The sequence below is a fragment of the Bradyrhizobium sp. T-12 genome (assembly GCF_058314695.1).
Genome location: NZ_CM177756.1, coordinates 2,705,063 through 2,731,133, shown reverse-complemented (window position 1 = coordinate 2,731,133; position 26,071 = coordinate 2,705,063). Strand labels below are relative to the sequence as shown.

Here is a 26,071-nt window from a genome sequence, read left to right as displayed (position 1 = left end):
CACGGACCATTCTTCAGAAGGCCCGTTTCCCCGTCGCGGAACACCCCGTCCGCCGGTCCAAAACTCGTCGCGCTGGCAGGTCTCCCGGCTTGCGGAGCAGGGTTTTGCCCTTCGATCCCCGCCTTCCCGATTCCCGTGGGAATCAGTGGCTTCGGGCATCTCTCCGGTCACGGTCGCGGGGGCGGCTGCATTTTGGACCCTAATCTTGCCGATTCGGACCCTATCGCATTCCCTCTTCGCCTGTCATAGGACAGGAACCAACGCCGGGCCACCATTTGCCGGTGGCCGCCTCTTGTCAAGCCGAAGGACCGGGACCCATGACGCCTGAACCGGATACCCAAACAACCGAGGACACCGACATCAGGCACGCCCAGAAAATGGCGAAGAAGAAGGCCGCCCGCGGCAAGATCATGGCGACCAAGAGCGGCGAAAAGGGCCTCATCATCGTGCACACCGGCGCCGGCAAGGGCAAGTCCTCCTCGGCTTTCGGCATGATCGTGCGCTGCGTCGCTCACGGCTTCCCCTGCGCCGTCGTGCAGTTCATCAAGGGTGCCTGGGACACCGGCGAGCGGCGCCTGCTCACCGGCCATTTCGGCGAGCTCTGTCAGTTCCACGCGATGGGCGAAGGCTTCACCTGGGAGACACAGGACCGCGCCCGCGACATCGCCGCCGCGCGCGCCGGCTGGGAGAAGGCCAAGGAGCTGATCCTTGACGAGAGCCTGCGCATGGTCGTGCTCGACGAGATCAACATCGCGCTGCGCTACGACTATCTCGACATCGCCGAGGTGGTGGAGTTCCTGACGACCTCGAAGCCGCCGATGACTCACGTCGTGCTCACCGGGCGCAACGCCAAGGACGAGCTGATCGAGATCGCCGATCTCGTCACCGAGATGACGCTGGTCAAGCACCCCTTCCGCTCCGGCATCAAGGCGCAGGCCGGCGTCGAGTTCTGAAGTCGATGGCACGGGCGCTGATGATTCAGGGGGCCGGCTCGGACGTGGGCAAGTCGCTCATCGTCGCCGGTCTCGCGCGCGCCTTCACGCGGCGGGGCTTGCGTGTGCTCCCCTTCAAGCCGCAGAACATGTCGAACAACGCGGCCGTCACCGTCGATGGCGGCGAGATCGGCCGCGCGCAGGCGTTGCAGGCGCTCGCCGCCGGCGTCGAACCGCACACCGACATGAATCCGGTGCTGCTCAAGCCCGAGACCGATGTCGGCGCGCAGGTCATCGTGCATGGCAAGCGCATCGCGACGGCGCGCGCGCGCGACTATGCGGCCATGAAGCCCTCGCTAATGGGCGCGGTGCTGGAGAGCTTCGAGCGGCTGAAGGCGCGCGCCGATCTGGTGCTGGTCGAAGGCGCCGGCAGCCCGGCCGAAGTGAATCTGCGCAAGGCCGACATCGCCAATATGGGCTTTGCGCGCAAGGCCGACGTGCCCGTCGTACTGATTGGCGACATCGATCGCGGCGGCGTCATCGCCCAGCTCGTCGGCATCAAGACGGTGATCGATCCTGACGATGCCGCGATGATCCAAGGTTTTGTCATCAACAAGTTCCGCGGCGATCCCACGCTGTTCGACGACGGCTACCGGCTGATCGAAGAAAAAACCGCCTGGCGCGGTTTCGGCGTGCTGCCCTGGTTTGCCCGCGCCGGCGAGCTGCCGGCCGAGGACGCGCTGGGGCTGAGCGACGCGCGCAAGCCGGGCCAGTGCAAGATCGCGTGCCTCGCGCTGTCGCGGATCGCCAATTTCGACGATCTCGATCCGCTCAAGCTCGAGCCTTCAGTCGATCTCGTGATGGTGCGCCCCGGCGAAGCAATCCCCGGCGACGTCAGGCTCGTCATCATCCCCGGCTCAAAATCCACTCGCGGCGATCTCGCCTTCCTGCGCGCGCAGGGCTGGGACATCGACCTGCTCGCGCATCATCGCCGGGGCGGCCACGTGCTCGGCCTCTGCGGCGGCTACCAGATGCTCGGGCGCCGCGTCGCCGATCCCGACGGCATCGAAGGGCCCGCGGGCGACACGCCGGGGCTCGGGCTGCTGGATGTGGAGACGGTGATGAGCCCGCAGAAGACGCTGACGCGTGTCGCGGCGGTGCATGCCGCCACGGAGCAGCCGATCGAAGCTTATGAAATCCACATCGGCCGCACCGACGGACCGGATCGCGCACGTCCCTTCGCGAAGCTGAACGACGAGCCGGAAGGCGCGATCTCGCGCGACGGCCGCGTGCAGGGCAGCTATCTGCACGGCCTGTTCACCTCGGATGATTTCCGCAAGGCGTACCTGGCAAAGCTCGACATTCCCGCCGGTAACGAGCCGTATGCGGCCCGAGTCGAGAGCGCGCTCGAGGCGTTGGCCGATCACATCGAAAAGCATCTCGACGTCGAAGGCCTGCTCGCGCTAGCACGCTAGCGCCTCTCCGAGCCGCGACCATTCGCTTTCGCTGCCGGGAAGGCCGAGCCTCAGCCATGTCGGATTGTGCGTGAACACGCGCGACCAGATATGGCGATGTGCCAGCTGCTCCTGCGCGGCAAGCGCATCCGGCGTTTCGTAGAGACGAAACAGCGACGCGCCGCCGACGAGCCGCCATCCCTGCGCACGCGCCATCTCGTCGAGACGAACGCAATCGCGCGCAAGCCGCGCGGTCGTGGCCTCGGCCCAGGCATCGTCGTGCAGCGCGCGACAACCGATGGCGATCGCTGCACCCGAGACCGGCCATGGCCCCGAAGCCGCCGCGAGCTTGGCCACATCAGCCGCACTACCAAGTGCGAAACCCAGCCGCAGGCCGGCAAGACCATAAAACTTTCCGAAGGAGCGCAGGACCAGCAGTCCAGGCCGATCCGCTTCGCTCGCGAGCGACAATGCCGGAACAGCATCGGCAAAGCTCTCGTCGATCACGAGACGGCCGACGCCCGGCAGAAGCGCGAGCAGATCCTTTGGCGCATGATTCCGGCCGTCGGGATTGTTGGGATTGACGACGATGGCGAGGTCTGCGTCTTCAAGCGCGCCGAGCTCGCCGACCTCCTGCACGTCCCAGCCCGCGGCCGACAGCACGCCCGCATACTCATTATAGGTCGGAGCCAAGATGCCCGCGCGGCCGGGCGGCCCGAGTTGCGGCAGCAATTGAATGGCGGCCTGCGCGCCGCCCAGTGCGACGATCGGCGCGCGCGTGCGGTAGGCGTGCCGCGCAGCCTGATGCAGAGCGTCGGTTTCGGCTCGCGATGGCAGCGCCGTCCACGCGCGCGCCGTCACCTCGCCCACGGGATAAGGCAGCCGGTTGATCCCGGTCGACAGGTCGATCCAGTCCTCAGCGCGTCCGCCAAAACGCTGCTGGGCCAGATCGAGATTTCCACCGTGCTCGCGCATGCCCCGTTCTTTCACGCGAAGGCCAGGATCGCAAGCACACCGGCTAGCAGCAACATGGCGCGGCGATAAACCGTTAGTCCCTCGCCGATATCCGCGGCCAGCGGATCGCGCGCGCCTTCATTGAGCCAGGGCTCGTTCGTGATGCTGCCGTGATAGATGCGGGGGCCGCTGAGCCGTACACCGAGTGCGCCGGCCATGGCCGCTTCCGGCCAGCCCGCATTGGGCGAGCGGTGACGGCGCGCATCCCGCGTCATGCACGCCAGCGCTTCGGATCGTCGCGGCGCCAGCAGCACGAACAGGAATCCGGTCAGGCGCGCCGGGATGAAGTTGACGACATCGTCGATGCGCGCGGCGGCCCAACCGAAGGCTTCGTGGCGCTCGCTGCGATGGCCGATCATGGAGTCCAGCGTGTTGATCGCCTTGTAGCCCAAAATGCCGGGCAATCCGAACAGCGCGCCCCAGAACACCGGCGCCACGATGCCGTCGGACGCGTTCTCTGCAAGGCTCTCGATCGCCGCACGCGCGATCCCGGCCTCATCGAGCGCCGCGGGATCGCGACCGACGATACGCGAAACCGCCTCGCGCGCGGACGCAATGTCCCCGGCCAGCAACGGAGCCGCAACCGCCGCGACGTGATCGTGCAACGAGCGCAGCGCGGCCAGGGGCCAGGCCAGGACACCGACCAGCACGATCTGGATCCAACCCGCGGGCAGCAAGACCTGAATCATCCAACCGATCGCAACGGCGGCTGCGATCACCAAGAGCGCTCCGGCGATACCGGCCGCGCGGCGGAGCGCCGGCGGATCGGAGGCGCGATTCCAGCTGCGATCGATGGCGCCGATCAGCCGACCCAGCCAGGTCACGGGATGACCGATCCACGCGAACAGCCATGACGGCCAGCCCAGGAGGGCATCCACCGCCATCGCCACCACCATCGCGCCCGCAAAGCCCAATCTCGCCTCCTGTCCCGCCCCTGTTGCGCAAAGCGAGGGCCAAGCGCAACCCCCTCCGCATCTGATTTCGGCTTTGTCTTTGGCGGCGATTGATGGTTAGTCAGGCCCTCGAGGAGAGTTTCATGGCCGTCATCTTGATCACGGGCGGAGCCCGATCGGGCAAGAGCAAGCGCGCGGAAATGCGCACGCGCACCTTTGCCGGCCAGCCGGTCTATGTCGCGACGGCCGAAGCGCTCGATACCGAGATGGAGGCGCGCATCGCGAAGCATCGCTCGCGGCGCGGAACCGACTGGCTCGAACGCGAGGTGCCGCTCGATCTCGTATCCGCACTGGCCGAGACGGACGGCGGCGGCGCACGACTGGTGGACTGCCTGACGCTGTGGCTCTCCAATCTGATGCATGCGACGCGCGACTGGGAGCACGAAGTGACCGAACTCGCAGCCGTCCTCCCCCGCTTGAAAAGCCCCGTCGTGCTCGTCACCAATGAAGTCGGCCTCGGCATTGTCCCCGACAATGCGCTGGCGCGCAGTTTTCGCGATGCCGCCGGGATCATGAACCAGATGATCGCTGCGATCGCTGACGAGGTCGAGTTCGTCGTCGCCGGCCTGCCGATGAAACTGAAATGATGCCGCGCGCCGAACTCCTCAAAGACATTGTCGCCGATCTCAGGATGGCGGCGTCGTTCGTCACGATCCTCCCGGTGGCATCGTCGAAGCCGGCGGCTGACGGCGCCATCGCGCGGGCGACCTGGGCGCTTCCCTTCGCGGGACTGCTGGTCGGCCTTGCCGGCGCCTTCGCCTACAAGGTCGCCTTCCGTTGCGGGTTGACACCGAACCTTGCTGCCCTGCTCGCCCTGGCGACCACCGCCCTCATCACCGGCGCGCTGCACGAGGACGGTCTCGCAGATACCGCCGACGGACTTGGCGGCGGACGCACGCGCGAGCGCAAGCTGGAGATCATGCGTGACAGCCGGATCGGAACGTACGGAGCCTGCGCGCTGATCCTGTCGTTCGGCCTACGCTGGAGCGCGCTCGCGACGATCGCCGATCCCATCGCCGCCGCGCTGGCGCTGTGCGCCGCGCATGCGGCGGCGCGCGCGGGCGTGCCGGCCTTCATGTCGCTGGTGCCGCCCGCGCGGCCGGACGGACTGTCAGCGAGCACCGGCGTGCCGCCGGGCCGCAGTGTCGCCATCGCCTTCGCGGTTGGAACGCTCGCGCTCGTCCTGGCGTTGGGGCCAGGCAAGGCGCTGGTCGGCCTGGTCCTGCTGTCGCTCGCCGGATGGACGTTGGCGCGGCTGGCCATCCGCCAGATCGGCGGGCAGACCGGCGACATTCTCGGAGCGTTCGAGCAGATCGGCGAAATCTTGATCCTGCTGGTCGCCGCAGCCTTTCAGATCGGACGTTGACCCCATGGTCGAGTTCGACGACAGCTTCCGTCGGCAACTGCACGAGCTGTTCGTGTGGCGCCGCGACGTCCGCCGCTTTCGCAGCGATCCGCTGCCGGAGGGCGCCATCGCAGGGCTGATCGAGACCGCCTGCCTGTCACCCTCGGTCGGCCTCAGCCAGCCCTGGCGCTTCGTCATCGTCGATGACGCCGCGCGGCGCCGGGCCGTGATCGAAGACTTCAGGGCATGCAATGCCGATGCGCTCAGCTGCTATTCCGGCGAGCGTGCCGCGCGTTATGCCACGCTGAAACTGTCGGGCCTCGAACAGGCGCCCGGCCATCTCGCCGTGTTCGCCGACAAGGCCAGCGACACCGGTCATGGCCTCGGCCGCGCCACCATGCCGGAGACCACGGAATATTCCGTCGTCGCCGCGATCACCGCGATGTGGCTCGCCGCGCGCGCGGAAGGCATCGGCCTCGGCTGGGTGTCGATCCTCAACCCGGATCGCATCCATGCCATTCTCGACGTGCCGGATACCTGGAAATTCATCGCCTATCTCTGCATCGGCTATCCCGAGGTCGAATGCGACCAACCCGAGCTCGAGCAGGCGAAATGGGAGCACCGGCTGGGCGCCGACGAGTTTACCTTGCGGCGCTGAGACGAACGGGATTTCCGCTACGGCAGCTCGACAATCTTGCGCTGCATGAGCATTTTAAGAGCCGCGCCCACCCCGCATCGCATGTCCTTCAAATTGGGATCAAAGGTGGCGTCACGTCCGAACTTTCCGGACACGTACAAATTGGTGCAGCCCCAGACATACGGCGACCTGGCATTGTGGTTTCGATAGCCGAGCCCGTTGAAGCTTTCCAGCCGGTACAAGACCGTTCCGATGCCGGACCAATCGAGACCTTGCCAACCAAGGAGGGTGAGATAGTCGATCGTGCTATCCTCCCAAGAGAACGGCGGATCGCCTGAGGGTCGTCCCTTCGGGACGTTCACGGTCTTGGCCGACAGCGGATCGCCGTTCAGGTGACGCGAAAAATCGAAATTGGTATCCGCGTGAATCAAGCCCACGACGTACCAGGGCACACTCATCCTGGCTTCGATGGACTGATATCGCTCCTTGTTGGCCTGGATGCGCCCAACGAACTTGTCCAGATCGGACAGGCGTTGGGGATCGAGGGTGGCTTGGTCAAAGAGTTGCTCGGCCTCCGACTGGATCGCTTTCCGATCGAACCTCGGGGCAACAGTCGGTTGGCTCGGCACGGTGATATTGCTGTCCTGTCTCGCGTATCCGACCTCCGCATAGTTCCAATCGAGCTCCCTGCGCAGGGCCGCAAGTTTGATCTGGTCGGCTTCGCTCGGTCGAGCATGCGCGCCCAGATGCGCAGCATCCATCTCCTTGTCGTTGATGCTCTGTCTGATCGCGTCGCGCCGCTTCTCCAAGCCGTCGTGATAGAGCCTCCATTGCTCCCTGCTGTCCTTGTCCGAGACATACGAGAAGTATTCGGAGAAGCGCAGGCGCAACTCGATGTCCTGGTTGAGGGCCGTGTCGATGAATTTCGAGATGTAGGTCTGGTGCAGATCCTGGGCCTTGCTCTCGATCTCCTTCTGCTTGAGGGCGACCTCCTGCTCCGCCTTCCTGAGATCGAGCCGCGCCTTGTAGGCATCGACCGCGGCTGGAATGGCAACGGCGACACCGCCGCTGATCAGCGTGCCCCAGATCGCCTGCCAGAAGCCGAGGCGCAAGCGATAGCGCTCGAGACTCACCGGGGCCTGCTCGGCATTCGGATCTGCTGCGGCCATTTTTCCCCGCCAACCAGTTATGGAACGAATTGGCGCCGCGGGATGACATGCTCTCCCTGGCGCAGCCCCGAAAAATGGGCTGGCTCCGTCCCGAGTAGATTGCAATGTCATATGCAACCGCAAGCCGCCGGTTTAAGCAACCGTCAAATCTCTCCCGGCGGGGTCATTTGCGGTCCGGCCCGGCAGGCGGAACGGCTATGACTTTCGCGCGGCTGCAGCGGCTGGCGCCACGCTGTCCTGCTTCTGGAACATCAACAGCGGCCGGAAGACGACGCGGCCATAGGCCTCGTAATGGTGCTGGGTGGACACCGCCATCTTCAGCGGCGTGGCGTAGTTCGCCTCGAACGTCATGAATTGCGCGTAGGTCCAGGAGAAGCCGACGCCGACAGAGGCCATCTCGGTGACGCCCGGGAAGGTCGAATACACCGCGCCCCAGTCGGTGAAGATGTAGGTGTCGAAACCCCTCAGCCATTGCGACCAGTTGTAGTGCAGCTCGGCGTTGAAGTAATAGCCGCTGTCGCCGGACGCCGCGTTGGAGGGGTAGCCGCGCACGGTGGTGGGGCCGCCGATCGAGAAGATCTGGTCGCCCGGCAGCAGCTTCTCCTGCGCGTACTGCCAGCTCGCCAGCACATTGGCACTGAAGTTCTGAGGTCCCGCGGCGCTGGTTGCGATCAGCGAGCCGGTAAAGGTGTTGAACGCGCGGTTGTTGCCGAGCACGTAATCATGCCACGCGACGTAGTTCACCGCCGGCGACACCGTGATCGAATAGGTGTTGCCGGACTTGGTCACCGATATTCCCGCGGTGGTCTTGTCGTAGTGATCGTCGGTGACGGCAACAGTTGCGAAGCGGCTGACCGTCTTGCCTTCGGTCAAGGCGGCATTGAGCAGCACCAGCCAGTCCTGCGTCACCCAGACCGGTTGGCTGAAATTGACCGCGGCCTGGCTCGAGCGACCGGTAACGTCGAGCGCGACGAACGGTCCCTGGACGATCTTGATCTTGCCTTCGGTATAGCTGACGCCGGCGCGGCCGCCCCAGGGATTGACCGGGATGCTGTAGGCGACATTGCCGTTGAGATTGCCGTCGGAGCGGACGCCGTAGAAGGTCAGGCGGTCGTCGACGCCGAACAGGCCGTGGCGCTTGTAGAAGGCTCCGCCCTCCCAGCGCCCCGTGTTGTCGGCCCCCTGGTTGTCGGTGAAGAGCTGCAAGGTGTCGACCGGCGGCTCGATCACGGCGAACTGCAGGTCGGTGAGACCAAAACTCGTGCCGGGCTGCAGCAATGCCTTGATCTGCACGTCATTGGTCCGGTTGAACCAGATCACGTCGCGGTTGAGCTTGGGAACGTCGAGCACCTCGCCTTCGGGCTCCTTCACACGCTGAAGGATGTAGTCGGTGCGGGTCTGCTTGTTGCCCTCGACGGTCGTCTTCTGGAGCCGGCCTTCGGTCAGCTTGATCCTGACGACGCCGCCCTTGGCGTCCTGCTCGGGCAGCGTCGCGATGCCCGTGACGATGCCGCGCGCGGCATAGACGGCGTTGATGTCGGCCACGAGCTGCAACAGCGAGGCGATGTCGACGTCCTTGCCGACATATTTCTTCGCGATCTCGTCGAGCTCTGCCGGCGTGATGAACTTGGATTCGTCGAACGTGACCTTGCGCAGGCGGAATTTCGGCCCGCCCGGCTTGAGGAGCTGGGACTTCTCGCGCTCGCCACCGATTACCGCCGGCCCTGTGAGCTTGGGCGGCGCGCTCTGCTGCTCGAGTTGCCGGCGCTGGCGGTCGACGTCGTTCTGGATCACGCCGGGATTGATCGACTGGGCGCGCGCGGATGCAATGCAGGACCCTGCAAGCCCGATCACCAGAGCTGCCCTCAGAACCCGCATTCTCTACCACGCCTCCGCGAGACGGCTCACGGCCGGCTTCGCCGTCTGCGCGCTTGCGTCCTTCCAGCCCGCGCGGCCCGCACGCTGCCCCTTCTGCCGCAGCTTGCGCATGTCGCTGAGGCCCTCGATGTTGACCGCGGGACCGGAGCCGATCGTCTCGACCGGCCGCGGCGTCAGCAGCGCGTCGAGACGCGCCTGGCCCGAGAGGCCGAGCAGGTAGAACGTCCCGCTGTCCTTCTTCGCGAGCCAGCTCTCGATGTTCTCCTTGCCCTCGCCATCGACCGAGATGTTGCGCATCATGCTCGCGCCGGTGAAATCGTTGCAGCAGGTATGGGTCGGACCGTAATTGGTGACGGTCGCCGAGATGTCGCCGGTATAGAACACCACATAGGCATTGCTGACATTGGCGTTGCCGACCTGGCTCATCGTGAACACGCCGCCGGGCTGGTAGAGCTGCAGCGTCGGCCAATTGGACGGCGCCGGCGTGCGGTTGTTCAGCAGCACCTGCTGGGTCGCCGTGGTCAGCATGAGCTGGCCCGGCACATAGCCGTTCAGGATCGAAACCGCCGGCGCATCCGTCCAGAAGGTCGCGTCGACCACCTTGAACTGGTTGATGATGATGCTGTCGGGATCGATCGAGATGTTGGCATATTTGGCGACGCCGCCGTTATAGCCGGTGATGTTCAGGATCAACGGAACGGCCGGGTTGGAGCGGATCTGCTCGCCCTTGACGTTGATCGTATCGGCCGCGAGGTCGAGCTCCCTCACGACGCTGACCCAGGCGATCGTCAGGTCACCCGACGAGGTCATCTTGACGACGTCGCCGCTGATCCGGTCGAACGAAACAGATCCGGCCACGTCGAAACGCGTGGCGCCGTTCGCGGAGATCGAGCCACCGCGGAGCGAGCCCCTGTCGGATTTGACCTCGAGGTCGCCGGCATCGCCCGGGATGCCCGTCGTGGTGAGCTGGCTGAAGACGATGTCGTTCACCGCGTGCAGGGTCTGCGTGCCGCCGCTGATGGCGGTGCCGACGGTGATCCCTCCCGTCGTCGCGGTGACGTCGAGGGTGCCGCCGACGTTGAGATTGTCCCAATGAACGACCGTTCCGCTGAGCACCGCGTTGCCGGTCGAGGCCGTGAGGTTACGACCGGTGTTGGTGCCCGCGGCGATCAGCTTCGCCGAGCCGTTGGCCGAGACCGAGCCCAGCGTGGTCGCCCCGCCCGACGTCACCGTCTGCGCCAGGATGAAGCCGCTGTCGGCGGTGACGTTGATGCTGCCGGCATCGCCATTGATGCCCGTCGCCGTCAGCGCGTTGAACGTCACGTTGTCGCGGGCGCGGATGGTCTGCGTGCCGCCGCTCTGGGCGGTTTGGACCATGATGCTGCCCTGCCCCGCCGTCATGCCCAGCGTGGTTCCGACGTTGAGCGTGTTCCAGTTGATCGGGCCGCCGCCCGCGGTCAGCAGGCCGGAGCCGGTCGTGGCGGCGAGCGTGTTGCCGGTGATGGTCGTGGCGGCCAGCAGGCTCGCCGAGCCATGGGCCGAGACCGAGCCCAGCGTGGTCGCCCCGCCCGACGTCACCGTCTGCGCCAGGATGAAGCCGCTGTCGGCGGTGACGTTGATGTTGCCGACGTCGCCGGCAGCTCCGGTGGTCGCGAGTGACTTGAACGTCACGTTCTGCGTTGCGTGGACCGTCTGCGAACCGCTGCTGTCGGCGGTGCCGATCACGATGCTGCCGTTGTTCGCGACGGCGCTGAAGCTGCCGCTCGCGCCGGTCGCGGTGCCTGCCAGCACCTGGTCGAGCGTCAGGCCAGCAGTGCCGATGATGTCCACGCTGCCCTTCACCGCGGACAGCAGGCTCACTTCGGCGTCGGTCAGCGCCTTCAGGTAGATGCTTCCGGCGCTCGCACTGGCCGACCACCGCGTGGCGTCGGCGGTGAACCGGCCCGTCGCGCTGCCGATGCCGTTCGATGCGCTCAGCGACACTTCGGCGCCCGCGCCCGACGCGATGAACTTGGTCTGGCCGTCGCCATTGTCGACGATCGCGCCGAGCGAGGCCACGCCGCCGGCGGTGACGATGATCGACGGGGTGTTCGAGGCGGCCGCGTAGGACAGCGACGAATTCAACTGGCCAAGCGTCGCATCGCCCGTGGTCGTCACGGAGATCAATCCGGGCGCGTTGATGGCGGAATAGGCGCCCATCGACAGCGTCGCGGCCACCAGCGTCACCCCGGCGGTGCTGCTGGTCGCGACCACCGGCGCCGCGCTGGTGCCGGCCGCGAAAATCATGCCGCGATTGGCGAGCAACTGCATCAGGCCGTCGCTGCTGATGCTGGTGTTGATGGTGAGCGCGCCGCGCGCCACGTTCAGCGTCATCGCACCGCCGGCCGTCAGCGTGCCATAGCTGCCGCTGCTGCCGACCGCGAGATCGCCGGTGACCGCGAGGAGGCTGAGGTCGCCCACCGCCGAGCCGGTCACCGCGCCGGAGATGTTCACCTGCAGCGGCTGGAAGGCGCCGCCATTGAAGCCGATGCTGGCGCCCGCGCGCAGATCGAGGTCGGTGCCGAGGATATGGATCGCGCTGCGGTCCGTGAAATCGGCCTCGGCATAGATGCTGCCGGTCGCAGCCAGCTGGATCGCATTGCCGGCGGAGATGTTGCCGAGGATGAGATCGCCGGTGGTCTGCTTCACATAGATGCCCTGCGCCGACGAGACCTGGTCGAGCTGGTCGTGGCTCGGATCGGCAAAGGCGATCTGAAGCGCGTTGGAATTGTTGGCGGGATTGCTTCCGGCGGTTCCCGAGGGAGCCCCGACATTGCCGCGCTCGGCGATCAGGGTCAGGTTGGCGATGTCGCCCGAGATCACGGCGCCGCCCACATTGGCGGAGATGCTGGTGACGGCATCGAGCTTGACGTCGCCGCGACCGGTCACCTGGATGCCGTTGGCCTGCGCGGCCGTGATCGGGCCGTAATTCGCGGTGACGCCGCCGAGCGCGAGGCTGTTCTTGCTGCCGAGATAGATGTTGGTCAGCGCCTTGGCCGAGATCGCGATCGGATTGTCGACGACGACCAGGTTCTGCTGCGACAGGCTGACCGTATAGGTCGTGACATGGGTCGTCGGGTCCGTGACCGCGCCGACGGTGAGCTGGCCGGGACCGGCCGTCGCCAGCAATGCCCTCTGCTCCGGCGTCAGCGACGAGGAGTCGACGCTGGTGAAGGTGAAGGTCTGGGGCGCGGCCGAATTGCCGACCGAGCCGCGCGGCGCGTAGAGCATGATCTGGTTCGCGCTGACATTGGCGATGACGTTGTCGTCGATCGGCGGCGGCGCCGCGCCGACGGCCGACGACGACACCGTGTAGGCGAGCTGGCTCTGCGTCCACTGCGAACCCGCGGTGATGATGCTGTAGACCCGCTCGGTCGACGCCAGCGCATAGCTGTAGCTCGCGTCATAGGTGTTCAGCGCCGTCTGCAGCGCCGTGTTGCTCGGCAAGCGCTGGTTGGCCGTCGAAACGCCGTCGAACAGCTTGGTGAACAGCGTCGTCGACAGCGAGCTGCCGAACAGCGTCGCCAGCGGATCAGCCGGAGCGGTTCCGAGCAAGGTCGTCAGCGAGCTCTTGAGCTCGTCGGTGGTGATCTTGCCGAGCAGGAACTGATCCCGCAGGAACCGCGTCGTGGCCTCGGTCTTCATCTGGGTCGCCGTGACGTTGGCAGGATCGATGCCGAGCTTGGCGGCGACCTGCGCCCGCAGCACGGTCAGCCCCACCGAGGTCGGGGCGTAGGTGCTGCCGTTGGGGAACGCGATGTTCTTGAGCTGGAAATAGTCGTTGTAGGCCGACGTCACCATCGACTGGTAGCTGTTGACGGCGTTGGTGGCCGCGTTGCCGCTGAGCAAGTCGAGGCTCGCCCAGACGTCCTGCAGGTGCTGGCTCTGCGCCGGGGTGAGACCGACCGCCGCCCGCCCGTTCAGGATGCTGGCCTGGTTGCCGTCGGAGCCCGCCGCTTCCAGGAAAACTGGGCCGCCGGTCGACTGGATCGTGCCGAGGCGCAAATCGCCCTTGGATTGGATGATGTAGGTGCCGGTGGCAGAAGTGCTGTCGAGCACGCCGCCATCGACGGCACCGCCGGCCTGAACCGTTCCCGTCGCCTGGATCACCAGCGGATTGATGTTGGTCAGCGTGCTCGCGCCGTTGACGACGGCGCTCGTCGCGCCGATCGCACCGGAGGTGGAGTTGATCTCGATGTTCTTGCCGGTCACGACGGGATTGGCGGGGTTGTAGGCAGAGACCGAGTTGATGTCGCCGGTCGCCGAGAGGAAGACGTTGCCCTGCGGCGTGGCGCCCGCCGAATTCACCTTCACCTGGTTGATCGACAGCGCGCCGATGGCCGAGATCGCGATGTCGCGGTCGATCGAGCTGGCAGTCAGGCTGCCGCCATAGAGCTGCACCTGGACGGGAGCCCCGTTGGCACCGAGCGTGCCGATGCCGCCGTCACCCCGAAGCGTCACGCTCGTGCCTGAGATCACGGGGTTGTTGGCATTGGCGCCGACCGTGATGGACGAGTTCGTGCCGGTGGCGTTGAGCGTCGTCGTGCCCTGAAGGTTGTTGATCGACCCATTCACGACGATGCCGGAGGTCGAATTGACCAGGACGTCGCTATTGCCGCCGCCGGTGAACTTGATATTGATCGGATTCGACGCCTTGACCGTGTTGGTCAGCGTCAGCGTCAAATGATCGTAGATCTGCTGGTACCAATTGAATTGAGCGTCCGCACCGCAACACTTGTCCGGATGCGTGCCGAGCGGATTGGGATTGCCTTGCGAGTCGACGCCGTCAGCCCAGTGATAGCTGCCGGTCGCAGTGGTGACCTTTTGGTAGTTGCTGCCCTGCACGCCGGAAACCAGGCTGGTCGTGGTGGTCCAGTTCGCCCCGGTGGCCTGATTGGGCGTGAAGTGCCAGCCGTAGTCGAACTGCGTGCTGTTGGTCGGGCGATCCAGTGTCGCGGTGTCGACCCACTGATAGAGCATGTTCGCCTGCGTCGCGTACTGGATGCCTGCAGTACCAGTCCTGGATGTGATCATCGACGGGTCGACCGCGGCCGCAGTGACGCTGTTGGTCTCGTATTTCGTGACCTGCTGGTTGCTCGCCGCCTTGGGATCGTAGACATACCACGTCGTCTTGCCCTGGAGCTGGTCGACGATCTCGACCACGCTTTGCGCGGTGGCGCCGGTATTGATGGTGTTGGTGACGAGCGCAAGCCCGCTCGTGTTGTTGACCGTGATCGTGCCGGCGCCGCCCTTGATCTCGATGTTGCCCTGGGTCTGGGTATTGTCGGTCGAGGTCGAGATGATCTTGCCGTTCAGATAAACATAGCCGCCGGCGCCCTGCACCACGCCGTTCAGCATGAACTGGTCGGTGAGAGCGTTGTACTTGACGCCGATCTTGACATCGCCGGTGCCCGACGTCGTCAGGTTGGCCCCTGAGATGTCGACATAGCTGCCGTTCCGCGCGTTGGCCTGGGCCTGGGCGAAGGCGGCGCTGTTGTTCTTGAGATTCGTGACCTGCTGCGCCGCGTCGGCGCCGATATTGACCGAGTAACTGCTGCTCGAGCCGGCCTGGATGGTGCCGTTGATGTTGATCACCGAGGCCGAAATGATGACCGCCTGGGCGCTGATGGTCCGGGTATCCGTCACGGTGGCCGGTGTCTCAGCGGTCTTGGGCGTGATCGCATCCGGCTGGATGTTGATGACCTGGAAGAAGGCCGAGCAGCCCGCGCAGTTGAACGGCGTCTTGTACGGACCGCTATCAGCGTAGACGTTGCGGCCGTCGTAGGTCGTCTTCTCCCACGGCGCAGTCGAGATCACCTGACTGGTCGGCCCCTCGATTTGCTGGAGCGTGCTGACGCTCGGCACGCTGCCGGCGTTGGGATTGCCGTTGCCCGGCGCGCCCTGGCCCATCGGCAGGAATATCGCCGAGTAGAGCGAGGTGCCGTCGTAATACGTCATCAGCATGCGCGCGGTGAAGATCGTGCTGGCGTCGGCGTTGCCGACGGGCTGATAAATGCCGTGGCTGCCGTCGGCGCAGCAATAATAGAAGTACGGGTGATCGCCTCCCGAGCCGATGTGCGGAGCGGTGTAGTAGTCGCCATAGGCGCCGAGATAGGTCGCCGCCGTCATCACCGCCGTCAGCGCGTCTTCCGGCCTGTTTTCGGTGCTCGCCCATTGCGAGGTGACCGCACTGCTGCTGTCGTAGAAGCTGCCGATGCCGCCGAGGAAGGTGAACGTGCCCTTGGGCACCACGATCTGCACGGTCGCAGCGCTGAGCGACTTCGATGCGACCACACTGCCGAGGTTGTTGACGACCTTGAGCAGGCCGTTCGGGTTGTTGACGGCTCCGTTGAAATAGATGTCGGGCGTGCGGGTCAGCACGTTGCCGTTCTGGTCGATGCCCTGGCCGCTGTCGGGATCCAGGCGGTTGTAGGTGGCCGAGACGTCGATCACGGGCGAGGCGCTAGGCATCGCGGTGAAGGTCACGTTGGAGTGCGAATCCGGGTCGACATGGTCGATCTGGCGGTAGGTGATGTTGCCTCCGCTCACGTCGGTGACCGTGAGGTTGCCGAGGCTCATGAAGTCGAGGCCCTTGTTCTCGATCTTGATCAAGGGCGAGCTGCGCGCGATGACCGCCGGCGCGGCCGGGTTCGTGCCGCTGTTGCCGGTCAGCTTCTGCGCCAGGATGGAGACGTTGCCGGCGGAGACCAGGATGTTGCCGAATGCGAAGGCGTTGCCGGGCGCGTCGGAGGTGAACGGCGCCTGCTTGATCAGCGTGTCGATCTGGCGCTGGATGTCGCCGGTCGGATCGGTACCGGAGGGCGACATCGTGGCCGGGTTCGTCGCCGTCGCCGCCGCAAGCTGGGAGCGGACCTGTGCCTCGGAGAGGCCGGTCAGCGTCGCCAACTGGTTGACCACCAGCTGATAGGGATTGAAGTTGCCGATGGTGGTGTACTGGACCATCTGGTGGTTCCAGCTCATCACCGGGTTGAAGTGATTGACGTCGGCAACGGATTCGAGCGTCAGCGCCGAGTACGGGCTGGTCGTGCTCAGGGCCGGCGTGCTCGCACCGAGGTCGATCGTGATGGTCACATCGTTGTTGATGCCCGCGACCACGAGGCCGTTGAGCGCGACATCGCCGGTGCCGCTGGTGTGGCTGTGGTTGTCGCTGTTCTTGGCGCTGAAGATATCGAGATAGGGATTGTAGTTGCTGCCGTTGCCGACGGCCGTGACCTGCCCCTGCGTGGCGCCCAGATAGATATTTCGGGCGCCCAGCACGCTCGAGGTGGGCGCGAGCGTCAGGCTCGTGGTGTCGTCGGCATTGGCCGTTCCGCGGTACAGCGTCGAGATCGGAATGGCGGTGTTGTTGTAGACCACCGTCGTCGCAATCGCCTGCACGCTGCTGAAGACCGAGCCGTCGCCGGCAAGACCGGCATAGATGGCGATGTCGCGCCAGGCCACGATCTTCGTGCCCGCGCCGACATTGACGGACTGGTTGGCGTGAACCCAGCTGTTGGTGCTGGCGCCGACGCCCGCGATCGCGCCGTAGAGGCTGGCATTGGCATTGTTGGACGCCGCCATCTTCGCCGCCGTGCCGACATAGATCTTGCCGGCACTGAACAGCTGGCGGGCGTTGATGTTGACCGCGAGCGTGGCATTCGCCGTCATGTTGGATTCGGCACCGCCGCCGGCGAAGAAGCTGGCGGTGGCGAGGCTCGCGGTGTCGTTGGTGTTCAGCGTGTTGTAGGCCTCGATGTTGATCACCGCGGTCGAGGTCCTGGGATCGTCGTTGAGGCTCAACACCGTGCCGGCGCCGATATTGGTGGTGACGGTCTGCGTCACATAGGACTCGCTGAGCGCGGCCGCTCCCGAGAACGAGCCGCCGGAACCCGAACGCGCACCGCCGCCGGCCTGGTTGACGATGTCGTTGGCGATGACGACGATGTCGCCGCCCGCAGAGTTGACGATCAGATGCGGTCCGACCTCCGCCGTGGTGGTGGAGTCGACGTCGTTCCGCGCCTTGCCGGCGGACACGCCGGCCGTGGACGCCTGGTAGGCGTCGCCGCTCGCGAGGTAATTCGTGGTGTGCTTGGCGTCGATGCGGAAGCCGCCGAAATAGAGCGTGTCGTCCGTCGCACCGCCGTCGAACCGCGCATTGGTCACCGCGGACGAGCTGGTGGTGGCGACCGCCGCCGCGCCGGCATAGGTGCCGCCCGCGCCGACCTTCGCGTTGGACAGGTTGGCATCCGTGCCGGTGGCCTTGATCCAGAGGACGCCCGTGTAATTGCCGTGGTTGAGGCCATCCATGTCCGCAGGCGCGCCCAGATAGGCATAGGTGTGCGCGCTGGATGACGTCTGCGCGACGGTGGCGCCGAGCGCCAGGAACCCGGTCGAAAGGCCGGTCGCCTCGGCGTATTGCGCGCTGTCGTTTTCAGCCTCGATCGTCACGTTGGCGTTGGGCAGCCTGATCCCCACCCCGCCATAGGCACTCACGGTCGCGTTCTGCGACGCCTTGGCGTAGCTGCCCTGCGCGCCGATCAGCGAGCCGCCGCCGCCGGCGAGCGCCTTGGCCCAGGTCGTCGTACCACTGGTCGGAACCAGCGCCTTGGCGCTCACGTCGAGCGCACCGCCCGAGAAGCTGACGCCGTCGCCGACATCGGCCGTCACCGTGGCGCCGACCGTGGACTGTGCGATGGCGACGCCGACGGCACCGCCGCCGACCGAAACGCCGATCGCCTCGCTCGACAGATTCGGCGCGATCGCTGCCGACACCAGCGTGCCGATCCCGCTCGCGGACGTCGTGATCGAGGCGCTGGCGCCGATCTCCGCGAGCACCGAGGAGTTCTCCGTCGCCTCCGCGTCCGCACCCGAGCCGGCGACGATGCCGCCGCCGAGTGCGGTTGCCGTCGTGCTCAGGGTGCCTGCCCCGGCAGCGCCAACCAACAATTGCGAGGTGCTGATGGTGGCACCGTTCAAGACCCGCGCTGCGACCGAACTGGTCCGGCTAGCCGTCGCGACCGAAGCGCCGACGGCGACAGCACCGGCGGAGACACCGCCCGTGAAGACCACCTGGGTCGTAGTATCCTGCGCCATGACGGCAGCGCCGGTCCCGCCCGTGCCGGTGATCTGACCGCCGAGCAGCGCCGCCACGGTATTGGTGACATTGCCGACCGCCACGGCGGCTTGGGCGCCGAAGTAAAGCGCCGCACCACCGGCGATCGCCTCGGTGTCGATGGTCTTGCCGCTATAAGGTCCGGTATCGGCGTCCTTGACCGCCGCCGCCACGCTGACGGAAGGCGCCGAGACGACCAAGGGCGTATCCGCCGCCTCCAGCACGCCGGAGCGGTTGCGACCGTAGTCACTCAGATTGGCCACCACGGTGCTGTTGACGCTGGTATAGCCGATGCCGGCACCGATGCCGACATTCTTCGCAAAGCCGGCGCCGAGCAGATACATCTTGGCCGCGTTGGCGCTGGTCGCAACGACGTTGACCTGCGTGGTGCTCGTGACGTGGCCGCCTGCGATCTGCGCGACGACGACATCGCTGCCTCCGCTCAGCACACCACTGACATCATAGGTCGAGCTGACATTGGCGCTGTTCGGATTGCCGGCGGTGCCGCTGGCGACGGCGTCGCTGCCATGCGTGCTGCTGGTGCCGCTGTTGACGGACGCGATGGTGCCGTTGCCGTTCTGATTCAGCTGGCCGGTCTGCTGGCCCTGGCTGTCGGCATCGGCGGTATTGGTGCCGATGATGATGACGCCGACGGTCGCGCCGATACCGACGCTGCCGCCGATGCCGGCGGTGACCGCGTAGGACAGCACCTCCTTGGTGCTGAGCCCGGTGACGTTGATCGCCCCGGACGAATTCAGGTTGCTGTTCCAGCTCTCCGCAACAGTCCGGCTCTTGAACACGATGACGTTGGCCGCGGCGCCGACGCCGACCCCTGCCCCGCTTGCGCCCACAGCAAGCGCGCCGGCGATCTCCTTGATCGCCACGTCTTCGTTGGCGTTGATCGTCACCGCACCGGCCGCGCCGCCCGTCACCCCCTGCAGCGTGGTGTCGTACACACCGGCGATGGTGGTATTGTTGGCGACCTCGATGTTGGCCATGCCGGCGATCGCCGCCGTGCCAGTCGAGAGCGCGCCGCCGATCGCATAGGCCTCGAAACGATTCTTGGTCTTGGCCTCGACGTCGAGCGCGCCGCTCAAATTGAGCGCGGTCGTGTGCGGCGCGCTGCCGCCCTCATAGTGGAACTCGTCGCCGACATAGGCCAGCGTGCGGTTCGCGGAGACCTGGACAAGGAACGCCGCGCCGATCGCGGCCTGGCTGCCATAGGCGCCGGACCCGTTCGCGGAGAAGATGCCGGTGTTGCTGTTGGCGTTCACCGTCAGAGACGAGGCCGTCAGCCCGCCGCCGTCGACATAGGCCTCCGTCGTCGCCTGGAACACGTTGAGCCCGACCGAGCCGGTGTTGAAGCCGATCGCGATCGAGGACGCATCCTGCTCCGCGTTGGCTTTCACGGTGACGGCGCCGACCGTCTCGCTCGACGACTGCACGCCGCCGACCGTGGCATTGGTGATAGTGGCGAAGGTCTCGCGCGACATCGTCGTCGAGACAATCGTCGCACCACCGCCGCCACTGCTGCCGTAGCCGATGCCGGCGCCGAACGCGCCGGAATAGGAGAAGCTCGACGCCGCCACTTCGATCTGCGGCTTGAGCGTCGAGGAGACCAGGCGCGTGTCGATGGCCGCGCTGTCGATATAGGCCCGCGTCGCCCCGCTCATCACGTTGGTGATGGGGTTGATCATGATCGAGATGCCGCCGCTCGCGGCGACCGAAGCGACGTTGGTCACGACCGCCTGATGCGAGCTCGCCACCACGGCAAGGCCGCGGACGATGTCCTGGTTCTCGGAGAGATCGGGCGTGGTGTCGGTCGGCGCATGGGCGGTGCCGAGGTCGAAGGCGTGGACCAGCGTGCCGTTGTTGACCGACAGCGTATCGGTGGAGCTGGTCCCGAGCGCGTCAACCTTGGTGTTCGCGCCCGTGATATAGGCCGCGGTGGTTCCGGTGATCTGGTTGGTCACCAGCGAGCCGGCGCCGCCGGCGGCGCCCTTGCTGATCGACAAGGCACCCGCGAACACGGCCGCCTTGTCGTTGTTGCCGGCGATCACGCCGACATTGTTGGTGGCGGTGACGTCGGCCCCGTTGATGCCGTTGGCGCCGGCGGCGGTGATGCTGGCGGTGACGCTGGTCCCCATCAGGTTGGTGGCGACCGAGCCGGCGAGGCCCACCTGCGAGGACATCGCAATGCCGACGGCGACGGTCGAAATGCTGGCATTCGAGTTCGCGTTGACCCCGACATTGCCCGAGGCGGTCAGCTTGGAGCCGGTGACGCCAGCACTGACATTGTTGGCGATGCTGCTGTAGACCAGCGCCAGGCCCGCGGCGCTGCCTTGCGTCGAGGCGCCCGCAATGGCGGCGGTGCCGGTGATGCTGGAATTGTCGGTCGCGTTGACGGATATGTTGCGCCCGGTGACGGAGGATTGCGACGCGCTCGACAGGTTGTTGCCGATCGCGGCCGAAACGGTGTTGGCGATCGAGCTGATCGTTGTGCCGCCGACGCCGGCAAACTGGCCGGTCGCAAGGCCGAACCCGATCGTAACCGCCTGGATCTTCGAGGAATCGACCGCACTGACGCGGACATTGCCCGGGGCCGACATCAGCACGTTGGCTATGTAGGCCGAATGCGTGGTGGCGATGGTGTTGTAGACAATCGAGGCGCCCGCATTGTTCTTGCCGGCCTGGACGAGACCCGCAACGGAGACGATGCTAGCGCCGGGACCATTGCCCGTGCCGTCGTTGAGCGCGGCCGCGCTGAAGTCGATGCAGTTCTGCCCGCCCGTGCCGCCAGCGACCGTGCAGGTGTCGGTGGCGAGATGGTTGTTGTTCGACTTCTTGACGAGGTTGCCGAGCGCGGTGTCCAGCGCCGAGACGGCGCCGCTGTCGGCCAGCACCGTCACGCCACCGACATTGATGTTCACCGTCGCGCCGCTGTTGATGTAGGCCGTCGTGGTCGGCGCGATCTCGCTGACGACGATCGCACCGGCAAGCCCGTTGGACCCCGCCCCGCCCGAGGCCGCACCGGCGGCAATCACGCTGGCGCTGTCGGCCAACACCAGCAGGGTGTCGTAGTTCGAGATTGACGTGCTGCGGATATGCGCATCTGTCGCGTTGCCGCCCGTGGGATCGGCGACCGACGCATAGGTCAGGCCGATGCCGACGCCGGCCTGGCCACCCGATATGTAGAGCGAGCCACCACCAATCGCGATGTTCGTGGTCTGGTAGGCATCGACCTCGAGCGCGCGATTGACGCCGGAGGACTGGCCCGTGACCGTCGAGCTCTCGATATAGGCGTTGGCACTGTCAGTGACGATGCCGACGGAGGCCGACAGTGACGCGGCATTGGATTTCGATCCCGCCACGCCGAGCGCGACGACGGTCTCCGAGCCGCCATTGAGCGCCTGCACCGTCACCGAACTCTGGTCGCTCAGGGTGGTGCCGTAGATATAGGCCAGCGTCGCATTGTTCGACATCGCCGCGGCGATCGCGCCGCCGATCGCGGCCCCTTGAGCGGATGCTCCGGCTAGATTGAGCGCCGCGGAGCCGGACCCATTGTTGAGCATGGTGTCGTTCAGCGCCTGGACGATCGTGTTGGTCACCACGGTCCCAGTCGTGGTGAACTTGTTGACCGCCGTGTTCCTGATATAGGCGCTGGTGCCGAGTGCGACGTCGCTGATCGACGAGCTGCCGGCGAGATCGATGCTGAAGCCTTCGGTGCTCGATCCCGAGGACGAGCCGATCTTGCTCGCGGCCGTCGCCACGCCCGCGGCCCCTCCGGTCGCGCCTGCCCCGGCAGCGCCCGCCTTGTCGGAGAAACTGGACGCCTGCGGCTCGGAGATCGATGCTGCGACGGCCGCTGCCGTGATGCGCCCCGAGGTGGTCGCGCTGAGCGTGAGATTGTCGACGTTGACGGCTCCGCTGCCGCCGCCATTGCCGGCAAACGGATCGTCGGCGCTGAACGGCCCCGGCCGGATGTCGGAATGATTGTCCCCGATATAGGCGGAGGTGTCGGTGTTTGCGCCGAGATAGGCGACAGCCAACCCGACGGCCGAACCGCCGCTGGTGTTTCGGCTCATCGCGCCGGCCAGTGTCACGACCGACAGATCCTGCTGTGCCAGGATATTGACGGTCGGGGCATAGACAGTGGCTTGGCTGGAGATTGACGCATGCGTCGTGTTGTTCAGGAAGCCGAGCGAGGTAATGCCGTTCAGCGCCAGCGCGCCCGCGGCCTTGCCGGACGACGGCGCGACGGCGACGAACTGGTCCGACGTGATCGCGTTGACGGCGATGTCGTCCGCCGCCCGGAGCGTCGCGCGGTCCGAGACGCCGGCAATGGTGTTGGTGTTGAACTGGACGAGATTGAGCGCGCCGCCGACCGAAGAGCCGCCCGACGTGTTGCCGGTCAGGAAGCCGAGCGTACCGACATTGCCGGCGGCGTCGATCGACGCGGTCGTCGTGGTCGCCGCAACCTGAATGCTGGTGTCGTAGGTGTGGAGGTCGCCATTGTCCATTCCGACCGACCAGCCGGTGCCACTGCCGCAGGCCGCCGCGGCGCAGGTTGCCGTCAGGTTCGCGCTGCCGGCGACCCACGCCGTCGTGTTGTTGTTCACGACGAAATGGTTCAGCGAGCCGGCGATGCCGATCGTGTCGCCCGCGTCCGCCGTGGCGTTGGCATAGCTGGTCAGGATGTTGCCCCCGACGCCGAGACTGCCGTTGAGGTGGCTCAGAACCGCGCCGAGCCCATCCCATTTCAGCCAGGTGTTGGTGATGGGCAATTCGGTGGTGGCGTCAACGGCGATGTTCGCCGCGTTGATCAGGGTTCCGTTGCCGACATAAGCATTCGAGTTGTGGGTGAAATTGCCCCAGGCGACGGCCGCGCTGATGGCCGTGCTCTCGCCGGACACCACGTCCTTCGTGATGGCGCTGGCCGTCGCGTTGCTGCGAACGCCGCGATCGATGACGTTGCTCGCGACGGCGACGTTGCCGCTGGCATAGATGCTTGGCGCGCCGCCGCTCGGGTTTTGCGCGATCGCAGCGGTCGCACTCTGCGTACTGTTGGCCAGGGAAAGCGCGCCTGCGGCCTTGAAATTGAAGTTCAGCGGCACGAGCGAGGACATGTGGTCCTGGATGATCGACGTCGGCGCGGTGACGGAACGCAGTCCTCTCTCGATCGCCGCGATCAGCGCCGGCAGGCCGGCGATGGACGAAGCCATCGTGGAATTGCTCGTCGTGTCGGACGTCGCCTCGACCAGAACGGAACCGTTCATCCGGTTGGCGGTATCGGTTCCGAGCGATGCGCCGAGCGTCGCGGTCACGGACGTCGTGATGTCGCTGATGGCGAACGCGCCGCCGACGGCGCCGCTCGCCCCCAATCCGGGTGCAGCAACCGACGTCGCGCTGGTTGAGAACGAATTGTTGTTGATCGCGCGTACCTTCAAGGTGCTGCCGCTCATGCTCACCGTGCCCGCCGCAAGATGCGCGCCGCTCTCGACGTTGGCGATCGTGGTCACCGATCCCTTGGAATAGGCCACCGTCGGGACGATCTGTGCGCTCGTCGATGCCGCGAGGGCAGAGACAGCGATGGTCGCATCATTGAGCGCCTTGATCTCGAGGTTATCGCCGGCGTTGATCGTCGCACCCGAGGCGACGTTGGTGGTGGCGGTGCCGTCGATCTTGCCGACGACCACGCCGGCGGCAACCGGCGTGAGACTGCCGAGCAAGGTGGAGGCGATCGCGGGATCCGAGGCGGTCTCCGATGTATGCGCCGAAATGGTGACGTCGCCACGGCCGTTGATGTCGGCGTGGCTGTTGATGTTGATGGTCGCCGTGGCGCTGGCCGCGACATAGCCGCCATTGAGCCCGAGCAGAGAGGCGGCAAGTGTCGAGCCGACGAGCGCGAAATCGCCGGCCAGCGAACCGTCCAGGAAGCTCGACACCGCCGTCGACGTCGCGGTGATCGAGACGGTGCCGCCGGTGATCTTGCCGTCGACGGTGATCGCCGTCGCAGCGGTGGCCTGGCCGGACAGCTTGATGTCGCTCGCGGTTGCCCTCAGCGTGACGTTGCCGTCGGCGTAGTTGGTTCCGCCGAAATTGACCGTCTGCGCCAGGATCTGCGCCCCGTTCCTGATATCGATGTTCGGCGCATCGATGATGACGTTGTTGGCGTTGCCGGTGGAATGGCCGGAGCCATCGAGGCGGCGGGCATCGATCACCGCATGCGCGGCGAGCGTGATGGAGTTGTCCGCTTGAATGAGGTAGTCGGCACCGGCACTGAGCCCCGCGAGCGCATTCGCGATCGAGCTGTTCGACAAGGTCACGCCGGTGTCGCCCTGACCGGCATCGCCGACCACCACGTCGGTCGGATCGAACAGCAGCGTGCCCGCCTTGCCGTTCGGCGCGGCAAGGTTGATTGCAACGCCCCTGCCCACGTCGATGATCCCGTTCGCGCTGAAGTCCACGAGACCGGCGTTGCCCGTCTTCGAACTCGCATTGAACCTGGCGCCGCCCGCCACGGTCAGGTTTTGCGTCGCCTTCAGGCGGATCTCGCCGGCATCGCCGGTCTTGCTCGCGATGTTCAGCCTGGCGTTCTTGCCGACATCGATATTGTTGCCGGCCTGAACGGTGATGTTGCTCGGCGTCGCGGTCTTGCTGTGCGCGGTCAGGCGCCCGTTGACGCGCGCGTTGCTGACGGCGCCGATATGGATCGACCCGTTGCTGACGGTGATCGCGCTGGCGCTGCGCAGGCCCCTGGAATTGACCGAGGCTGCGAACTTCGCGGCATGGTCGAGATTGGCGATGTCGCGCTGGCTGGCGCCGCCGACATAGACGTTCTGCCCGGTTAGGCGTACGCCGTCCTGGGCGTTGATGCGGCCGTAGATGCGGATATTGCCATCCGGCGAGACCGGGAACGAGCCCGCCATGAGGTTGCCGACCGCCGATTGGTTGATCTGCCCGCCCGCGCCGATCAGGCTGTCGGTGAACTCGCGCGTCGGCGTCGAGACGTTGAGGCTGCCGACATTGACCACGCCGCTGCGGCCGACCACGAAGCCCTTGGGATCGGCGAAGTAGACGTTGCCGCCGATCGCACCGTTCATGTAGGAGTTCAGCGTGCCGTTGACGTAGACCGGCGCGTCGCGAACGATGTTGACGAGATTTTGCGTGCCCGTCGGCAGTTGCAGGTTGACCGTGTTGCCCTGCCCGACGCTGAACTGCGAGAACGAGTTGAAGGCGCTGTTGCCCGAGACCGTCGACGTCGTGACATTGGTGACGCTGCCGGACGTCTGAAGGCTGGTCCCGGTGCGCCCATCCGGGAGGATGACGTTCGCCGTCTGCGCCCGGACGCGAACGCTGTATACCGGCAGGAAGACCATCTGCATCGCGCAGAGCAGCGACATCGAACGGAAGCGGGAAAGCTTCCGCAGCGTCGTCAGCTCGTCATTGCCTCGCGTCGCAGATGGCCCGCGCATGTCAGATCCTCATCATCGGCATTGGCGCCGATCCACAACCAGGTGGGAGAATGTCGGCGCCCG

At 66.0% G+C, this 26,071-nt stretch carries 10 protein-coding genes and 1 riboswitch; of the genes, 5 read left to right on the top strand and 5 right to left on the bottom strand.

Annotation, left to right across the window (positions count from 1 at the left end; genetic code table 11):
* Nucleotides 1–57: 57 nt before the first annotated feature.
* A riboswitch (cobalamin riboswitch) is annotated at nt 58–277 on the bottom strand.
* Between the two features lie 40 nt (nt 278–317).
* Nucleotides 318–953 carry a cob(I)yrinic acid a,c-diamide adenosyltransferase gene (gene cobO / locus AC0WRY_RS12725; RefSeq protein WP_194407306.1) on the top strand — a complete coding sequence of 212 codons (636 nt, stop codon included), beginning with the start codon at nt 318–320 and terminating at the stop codon, nt 951–953.
* 5 nt (nt 954–958) lie between these two features.
* Nucleotides 959–2,407 carry a cobyric acid synthase gene (locus tag AC0WRY_RS12720; protein WP_194407305.1) on the top strand — a complete coding sequence of 483 codons (1,449 nt, stop codon included), beginning with the start codon at nt 959–961 and terminating at the stop codon, nt 2,405–2,407.
* On the opposite strand, the gene cobD is transcribed toward AC0WRY_RS12720, so the two are convergent.
* Nucleotides 2,396–3,361, bottom strand: a complete 966-nt coding sequence (cobD, locus tag AC0WRY_RS12715) for a threonine-phosphate decarboxylase CobD (protein WP_194407304.1) — start codon at nt 3,359–3,361, stop codon at nt 2,396–2,398. The genes AC0WRY_RS12720 and cobD overlap by 12 nt on opposite strands.
* A gap of 11 nt (nt 3,362–3,372) precedes the next feature.
* Complete coding sequence (cbiB, locus tag AC0WRY_RS12710; protein WP_194407303.1) at nt 3,373–4,314, bottom strand: adenosylcobinamide-phosphate synthase CbiB; 942 nt, start codon at nt 4,312–4,314, stop codon at nt 3,373–3,375.
* A 122-nt stretch (nt 4,315–4,436) separates the two neighbouring features.
* Between cbiB and cobU the strand changes: the two genes are divergently transcribed.
* The 3 genes from cobU to bluB are packed head-to-tail and all read left to right on the top strand — an operon-like array spanning nt 4,437 to nt 6,356.
* A complete protein-coding gene (gene cobU / locus AC0WRY_RS12705) occupies nt 4,437–4,940 on the top strand; it encodes a bifunctional adenosylcobinamide kinase/adenosylcobinamide-phosphate guanylyltransferase (protein ID WP_194407302.1) in 504 nt (167 codons plus the stop codon).
* Nucleotides 4,937–5,719 (top strand): adenosylcobinamide-GDP ribazoletransferase, encoded by a 783-nt coding sequence (gene cobS, locus AC0WRY_RS12700; protein WP_194407301.1) that lies wholly within the window; start codon nt 4,937–4,939, stop codon nt 5,717–5,719. The genes cobU and cobS overlap by 4 nt, the downstream gene beginning before the upstream one ends.
* A 4-nt stretch (nt 5,720–5,723) precedes the next feature.
* Nucleotides 5,724–6,356 (top strand): 5,6-dimethylbenzimidazole synthase, encoded by a 633-nt coding sequence (bluB, locus tag AC0WRY_RS12695; RefSeq protein ID WP_194407300.1) that lies wholly within the window; start codon nt 5,724–5,726, stop codon nt 6,354–6,356.
* Nucleotides 6,357–6,373: 17 nt separating this feature from the next.
* On the opposite strand, the gene AC0WRY_RS12690 is transcribed toward bluB, so the two are convergent.
* The 3 genes from AC0WRY_RS12690 to AC0WRY_RS12680 form a co-directional block, all read right to left on the bottom strand.
* Nucleotides 6,374–7,504, bottom strand: a complete 1,131-nt coding sequence (locus tag AC0WRY_RS12690) for a hypothetical protein (RefSeq protein WP_491123178.1) — start codon at nt 7,502–7,504, stop codon at nt 6,374–6,376.
* Nucleotides 7,505–7,699: 195 nt separating this feature from the next.
* Nucleotides 7,700–9,382, bottom strand: a complete 1,683-nt coding sequence (locus AC0WRY_RS12685) for a ShlB/FhaC/HecB family hemolysin secretion/activation protein (RefSeq protein ID WP_194407298.1) — start codon at nt 9,380–9,382, stop codon at nt 7,700–7,702.
* A gap of 3 nt (nt 9,383–9,385) precedes the next feature.
* Nucleotides 9,386–26,008 (bottom strand): leukotoxin LktA family filamentous adhesin, encoded by a 16,623-nt coding sequence (locus AC0WRY_RS12680; RefSeq protein ID WP_491123177.1) that lies wholly within the window; start codon nt 26,006–26,008, stop codon nt 9,386–9,388.
* Nucleotides 26,009–26,071 lie beyond the last annotated feature (63 nt).